The 4,173-nt window shown below is 65.3% G+C and carries 7 protein-coding genes and 1 pseudogene; 4 read left to right on the forward strand and 4 right to left on the reverse strand.

Going from position 1 to position 4,173, the window contains the following annotated elements; all coding sequences use genetic code 11:
* The first annotated feature begins 18 nt into the window (after window positions 1–18).
* From MOX02_RS32805 to MOX02_RS29625, 4 genes and pseudogenes are all read left to right on the forward strand, one after another.
* Window positions 19–237, forward strand: a complete 219-nt coding sequence (locus MOX02_RS32805; RefSeq protein WP_280525372.1) for an NAD-dependent epimerase/dehydratase family protein — start codon at window positions 19–21, stop codon at window positions 235–237.
* Complete coding sequence (locus MOX02_RS29615) at window positions 234–737, forward strand: SDR family oxidoreductase (protein WP_280525373.1); 504 nt, start codon at window positions 234–236, stop codon at window positions 735–737. Before MOX02_RS32805 ends, MOX02_RS29615 begins: the two co-directional genes overlap by 4 nt.
* A 67-nt stretch (window positions 738–804) precedes the next feature.
* Window positions 805–951 (forward strand): annotated as a pseudogene (locus MOX02_RS33095) (IS3 family transposase); the annotation flags it as partial.
* Between the two features lie 378 nt (window positions 952–1,329).
* The gene (locus MOX02_RS29625) at window positions 1,330–1,587 is read left to right on the forward strand and encodes a DUF6894 family protein (RefSeq protein WP_147029349.1); all 258 of its coding nucleotides are present in this window, start codon (window positions 1,330–1,332) and stop codon (window positions 1,585–1,587) included.
* An 84-nt stretch (window positions 1,588–1,671) separates the two neighbouring features.
* Here the strand turns inward: MOX02_RS29625 and MOX02_RS29630 are convergent, their stop codons facing one another.
* From MOX02_RS29630 to MOX02_RS29645, 4 genes are all read right to left on the reverse strand, one after another.
* Window positions 1,672–2,025, reverse strand: coding sequence for a hypothetical protein (locus MOX02_RS29630; RefSeq protein WP_147029350.1), 354 nt, complete (start codon window positions 2,023–2,025; stop codon window positions 1,672–1,674).
* 95 nt (window positions 2,026–2,120) lie between these two features.
* Complete coding sequence (locus tag MOX02_RS29635; protein WP_147029351.1) at window positions 2,121–2,612, reverse strand: DoxX family protein; 492 nt, start codon at window positions 2,610–2,612, stop codon at window positions 2,121–2,123.
* Between the two features lie 182 nt (window positions 2,613–2,794).
* Window positions 2,795–3,568: an anti-sigma factor family protein gene (locus MOX02_RS29640; RefSeq protein WP_147029352.1), complete on the reverse strand. Its 774-nt coding sequence runs from the start codon at window positions 3,566–3,568 to the stop codon at window positions 2,795–2,797.
* On the reverse strand, window positions 3,565–4,098 hold the full coding sequence (locus tag MOX02_RS29645) for an RNA polymerase sigma factor (RefSeq protein ID WP_147029353.1): 534 nt from the start codon (window positions 4,096–4,098) through the stop codon (window positions 3,565–3,567). Before MOX02_RS29645 ends, MOX02_RS29640 begins: the two co-directional genes overlap by 4 nt.
* Window positions 4,099–4,173 lie beyond the last annotated feature (75 nt).

Here is a 4,173-nt window from a genome sequence, read left to right on the forward strand (position 1 = left end):
CCCTAGGAGCAAACGATCGTGACCCAGCGGACCTTCCTCGTAACCGGTGCCACCAAAGGCATCGGCCGCGCTCTCTCCCAGCAGCTCGCCGGCGCCGGTCACTATGTCGTCGGCATAGCCCGCGGCTTGGATCCGGACTTTCCCGGTACCCTGGCCTCGGTCGACCTGAGCGATAGCAAGGCTTCGGCCGACGCTTTTGCCGTCTCGCCCAGCGCTACTCCTTCGACGGAGTCGTGAACAACGTCGGCGTCGCCCGCATGCATCGGCTCGGCGAGATCGACCTCAAGGATTTGGACGCGATCCTGCGGGTCAATCTGCACCCGACCATCCAGACCGTGCAGGCGCTGCTGCCTGGCATGCGGGAGAGAGGCTGGGGCCGGATCGTCAACATCTCCAGCCTGACGGTCGTGGGCACGCCGGGACGCAGCGCCTATGCCGCCTCTAAGGCGGCGATGAACAGCCTCACGCGCACCTGGGCCATGGAGCTGGCCGAGACTGGCATCACGGTTAACACGGTTGCGCCCGGTCCGGTGGAGACCGAGCTGTTTCGCAAGAACACTCCCGCCGGCAGCGAGGCGGAACGCTGGTTCCTGTCGCTGATTCCGATGCGGCGCCTCGGTCAGCCCGAGGAGATCGCGGCGGCGATCGCTTTTCTGCTGTCGGATGCGGCGGGCTACATCACCGGACAGACCCTGTTTGTCGATGGTGGCGGATCGATCGGCAAGGCTGAGGCCTGACGTAGTCTGGATGACACTGAACCGCTCCGGGATTTTCGGAGGCTCCAACTCCTGAGAGACTGGAGCCATGACGAAGCATATTCCACCCTTCTCCCCTGAGGTTCGCGAGCGGGCAGTCCGGCTGGTTCGGGAGCATGAGAGTGAGCACGGTTCACAGTGGGCGGCGATCCAATCGATCGCGGCCAAGATCGGCTGCTCGGGTGAGACGCTGCGGAACTAGTGCACTGACGCTAACAAAACGTACAGCGAGCAGCCCAATTTCTTTCGCGTTTGCAAAGAATTAGCAGGTAAGCATGTGGTGCGTTCGTCTGCGTCAGTGCACTAGGTCAGACAGGCTGAACGCGACGGCGGCGTACGAGCCGGGCCGACGACCGATGAGCGCGAGCGGGTCAAGGCGTTGGAGCGGGAGACCCACGAGCTTTGGCCCGAGCCAACGAGATCCTGAGTGTCAAGCACGGATGTAGTCGAACCTGAGGGGCGTTGTTCGAGCGCCGGTCGAGGCGATCCTCACACCCTCGGATCGACTAGACGGCGCGGGATCCTGATCTCCGACCCGCGCCGTCGAACCCTACTCTCCGTGTAGGTTGGTTCTGTGCCGCGCCACTTCTTCGACGTCCACATCGACCGCAAAGTGACCCGGGACGATACCGGCACAGAGTTCGCCACCCTCGAAGAGGTCCGGAAGGCGGCTCAGCGGCTTCTGCCAGATGTTGCGCACGATGAGATCCCGGAGGACGGCGACCGGCAAGCTGAGCTGCTGGAAGGTCCGCTTCGGAGCATTGGCCTAGATCAACTGTATGTCTGGGATGGGCGCAAATGCGAAGGCCCGTTTCTCGGCCAAGAGCCATAGACAGTTTCTACTGCCGATCGACAAAGCTATCCAAATCAAGGCTGAACCTCCATCGTAGCAGTGGCAGCCACACAGGCCGGCCTGCTAGCGTGGCGTGATCAACTCACAGCTCACGCGACGGGCCTTCGGCCAGCCGTAGTAGATCACCTCGGATCGGACCGTAGCATGGCGAGCGATCTCAGCGATGGAGGCTTCTCTCGTCTCAAGATCCACGCCTCCGTCATGTGAGAAGGTGCAGGTCAAAGCTACGTCCCTGACCGGATTGGATCCTGTGTTCTGGACGTCGACTAGTGCCTTCTGCGGCGCGTGCGAGTCTGAAGGCTGGACGAGCGCGACTTCCCTGATGATGACCGGGCCATTCGCCTCTGCCGGACCGGCGCCCGCGATGAAAAGGCCTTGCAGCACGAGGTGTAGGATCAGCGCGGTGACGTCCTTCATCTCAGGCCTACGGTTCGGCAGCAAGCGAACAGAAAGAGCAATCCAACAGACTGCCCGATTTCAAGCGCTTCAGAACAGACGCCACACCTCCGGCCTCACGTCCTGAGCACGAGGCTTGCGCGCCGCTTGATTAACGCATCGACTGAGAGAGGCCCCGGCCCTCCGAGGACAAGGCTCGCGAGGCAGGCGAGGTAGAGCAGATCCGTCTCGTAACCGGGCTGCCCGAAGCGCGCGCCGGTCTCTGTGATCGCCTGAAGCTTGATAGAGCTGAACCCGTAGGGCAGGTGCACAGTGAACATCGCGACAAGCAAGACGATGGCCATCGGAACGCTGGCCAACGGGACGAAGCTGCCGAGCAGCACCGCCAACCCGCCGAAGATCTCGACCAGGATCGTGAGCCATCCCATCAGGAACGGTTCCGGTATGCCCATGGCCTGCAGGAGGGTGGGAAAGGCATCTGGACCGCGGGCCGCCTTTGCGATGCCATGCGCCATGAAGCCGTACCCGACGATCAGGCGGAGCGGCAGAGGCGCCCAGCGCCTCAGAAACGCTGCGCCTTCGATGTTCCAACCAGCGAAATTCAACATCAAGGTTCCTCGTTCTCGGGCAAAGAAAGGCTGCTCTCCCGCGGAACAGGGCCGGCAGGAGGTTGCAGGGTGGCGTCGTGTTCGGACGGGGCGTCCGCGTTCCTCAGGACGCAACCGGTGAGCTGGGACGGAACGCGGATCCCGAGGACGGGCGGCCGCACCTTCTCACGGCAGCGTCCCGCTCACCCCTCGGTGGCGGCCCGTCGCCGGATCTCCCGGACGAGCGGATGCAGCACCTCGGGTTCTGCGGCGGCCACCAGCGAGTAGCCGAGCCCCTTCTGAGCCCAGGCACAGCCGGCGATCGAGCCGTAGATGTGGTCCACCATCGGCACGTCGCCCGTGCCGTCGAGCGAGCGCACGAGCATGACGATGCGGGTGCCCCGGGCATCGTCGTACATCAGCATGCCGGCGGGCCCGTGAGGGGTTGCGACGAGGCGGCCACCGAGCAGGTGGTAGCCGGCCTCGCTGAGGTCGGGCACGCCCACCGGCCGCTTCAGCCGGGATGAGAACCAGCGCGCGATCTCGTCTCGATCCGAGGCGGCAAGTTCGATCGGTCGGGCCTGATCCGGCGCGTAGACCGCGTAGTTCGCTCTCGCTTCCTCTGCGAGCGCAGAGATGCCGGTCGGCTTGTCCGACAGGGTGCCACGAGCCGTCCAGCCGCTGACGCCACCCAGCGCGATCAGCAGAGCTGCCGCGCCCGCCTGCCAAACCGGAAGGCGTCGGCGACGGCGTGCCGCGATCAGTCGAGCGAGATCCAGTTGCGGCGGCACAGGCTCCGCCGCGACCGGAGCGAACGCGGCCCGCAGATCGTCGCGAAGCGCCATCAGCCGGGCGACGCGGGCCCGAGCCGCGCTATCGGCAGCCAGGTGGGCCTCGACGCGGGCTCGGCTGTCGGCGTCCAGGCGGTTGTCGACAAATGCTTGGAGGTCATCGTCGGTGATCGAACGCGCGTTCATTTCAACCTCCGCAGAACCGGGCGCTGGAGCTGAGCACCATCGACCTCGTCGTCCATCAACTGGATCATCCTGTCGCGCGCCCGGGACAGGCGCGACATCACGGTGCCGATCGGCACGTTCAGCACCTCGGCCGTCTCGGCGTAGGAAAGGCCCTCGACCGTCACGAGGAGCAGCACACCACGCTGCTCCTCGGAGAGCGCATCGAGGGCACGCATGAGGTCACGGGAGCCGGCCGCCGCCTCCTGCGGAGCGGGCATCGCGAGCGCCGCCTCGTGGGCCTCGTCGATCGGCAGATGCGTCCCGCCGCGGCGCCGATGCTGACGCATACGGCTGACCGCGAGATTGTGCAGGATCGCGAAGAGCCACGAGCGAACGCTGCCGTCGGTCCGGCGCTGATGCCAGCGGGTGATCACGAGTTCTAGCGTGTCCTGCACCAAGTCGTCGGCGTCTGCCCGATCGCGCGTGAGCGCCGCTGCATAGCGTCTCAGCGCCGGGATCAACGGCTCCACGAGGAGCATCATCTGCTGCACGGCCTGCCTCCTGCGGAGTGCGCGCATCGCGCACCCGGATCGTGCCATCCGGCCCCATCCCAAGCGTCACGGGGG

It is taken from the genome of Methylobacterium oxalidis (assembly GCF_007992195.1).
GTDB lineage: Bacteria > Pseudomonadota > Alphaproteobacteria > Rhizobiales > Beijerinckiaceae > Methylobacterium > Methylobacterium oxalidis.

Bases quoted from the DNA above. Each gene is read 5' to 3' on its own strand.
- MOX02_RS29640 (WP_147029352.1), bottom strand. From the start codon at position 3,568: ATGAACGCGCGTTCGATCACCGACGATGACCTCCAAGCATTTGTCGAC.
- MOX02_RS29635 (WP_147029351.1), bottom strand. From the start codon at position 2,612: ATGTTGAATTTCGCTGGTTGGAACATCGAAGGCGCAGCGTTTCTGAGG.
- MOX02_RS29630 (WP_147029350.1), bottom strand. From the start codon at position 2,025: ATGAAGGACGTCACCGCGCTGATCCTACACCTCGTGCTGCAAGGCCTT.